At 72.4% G+C, this 1604-nt stretch carries 3 protein-coding genes; all 3 read right to left on the bottom strand.

Annotated elements, in window-relative coordinates:
* Positions 1 to 232: 232 nt before the first annotated feature.
* Positions 233 to 655 (bottom strand): arsenate-mycothiol transferase ArsC, encoded by a 423-nt coding sequence (locus EJA20_RS18460; protein ID WP_129339950.1) that lies wholly within the window; start codon positions 653 to 655, stop codon positions 233 to 235.
* A complete protein-coding gene (locus tag EJA20_RS18455; protein ID WP_129339949.1) occupies positions 652 to 1410 on the bottom strand; it encodes an aquaporin in 759 nt (252 codons plus the stop codon). The genes EJA20_RS18460 and EJA20_RS18455 overlap by 4 nt, the downstream gene beginning before the upstream one ends.
* Positions 1407 to 1604, bottom strand: a 198-nt coding sequence (locus EJA20_RS18450) for a low molecular weight phosphatase family protein (protein WP_476727341.1), incomplete at its 5' end; no start/stop codon positions are given. The genes EJA20_RS18450 and EJA20_RS18455, both read right to left, overlap by 4 nt.

Raw genomic sequence — 1604 nt, 5'->3', positions numbered from 1 at the left:
CCGGCGGAGGATGGGGGATTCGAACCCCCGAGGGTGTTACCCCAACACGCTTTCCAAGTGCCGTGGACGACCTCTTCGAGGATGCTCGGACGTTCGTCTCCGCAGGTCAGGGGTCTGGCGACGACATTCCGTCCAGCGCCGTATCAGCTCGGACGACGTCGAACTGCTACCACAACTGCTACCAAGAGGACCTGCCCGCCAGGGTGGTGCGCGGTTGGCGTTGACGTGCTGACTAGGGAGCCGAGGTCTCTCCGTGGCGGGGCTCCGTCGTGACGAGCTGCGATAGGAGGGCCTGGATCCGTCGGTCGAGGTGCTCGCGCAGGGGACGGATGCCGTCGAGGTCCCAGCCGGCCGGGTCGGGCAGGGGCCAGGTCTGCACGTGCGGGTGCACCAGGCCCAGGCCGGGCTTGAGCGCGACCACCACGTCGGCCTGCGCGAGCAGGTCGGACGTGACCGCCTGAGGAACCTGGGAGCTGCGATCGATGCCGATCTCGGCCAGGGACGCCAGCACCTGCGGCGAGACTTCCGGATCCGGCTCGGTGCCGGCCGAGAGCACCTCGACGTCGCCCTGCGCCCGTGCGGCCGCGAGCCCGGCAGCAAGCTGGGAACGGCCGGCGTTGTGGACGCACACGAACAGCACCGTCGGACGCCTCACGGTCGGCCCCCGGTGGTGTCGACGCGAGTCCCGGCGCGAGGGACCACCACGGCCTCGGCCGGCAGGGCGCGGAGGCCGTACAGGGCGGCCACCAGGCCGACTCCCAGGGCCGCGCCCAGCAGCTGGGCCAGCACGAAGCCGGGCACCGAGGTCGGTGCAATCCCGGCGAAGGTGTCGGTGACGGTGCGGCCGATCGTCACGGCGGGGTTGGCGAACGAGGTCGAGGAGGTGAACCAGTACGCCGCCCCGATGTAGGCGCCGACTGCCGGTGCCGCGAGGACCCCACGGCCCGTGCGGACCAGCGCCAGGATGAGCGCGACCAGGCCCGCGGTGGCCACGACCTCCCCGACGAGCAGGCCCATGCCCGCGCGCTCGGTCCCGGACAGGGCCACGGGAGCCTCGAACATCGCGCCGCCCAGCAGGCACCCGGCCAGCGCGCCGACGACCTGGGCGGCGCTGTAACCGGCGACCTCCCGGCCGCTCAAGCCACCGCGGGTGCGACGGCCGACGAACCAGTCTGCCAGCGACACGACCGGGTTGAAATGCGCTCCGGAGACGGGCCCGAACAGCAGGATCAGCACCGTCAGACCCAGGGTCGTGGCCAGCGAGTTCTGTAGCAGCTGCAGCCCCACGTCGTCCGGCGACAGGCGTTGCGCGGCGATCCCGGAGCCCACCACCACGGTCACCAGCAGGCCGGTGCCGACGAGCTCGGCCAGCAGCCGCCGGCTCAGCGCAGGGGTGTCCCCGGCGCTCACCGGGTGGCGGCGTCGGCGACGGGCTGGACGCCGAGCTCGCCGAGGAGCGTGGTGATGCGGGTGCGGATCTCGTCGCGGATGGGGCGCACCGCCTCGAGGCCCTGGCCGGCAGGGTCCTCCAGGACCCAGTCCTCGTAGCGCTTGCCCGGGTAGAAGGGGCAGGCGTCGCCGCAGCCCATGGTGATGACGACGTC

Origin of the sequence: Cellulomonas endophytica (genome assembly GCF_004123805.1) — a bacterium.
Classification (GTDB): Bacteria; Actinomycetota; Actinomycetes; order Actinomycetales; family Cellulomonadaceae; genus Cellulomonas; species Cellulomonas endophytica.
The sequence above is the reverse complement of the archived record's forward strand: the minus strand, read 5'-3'. Positions and strand labels throughout refer to the sequence as shown.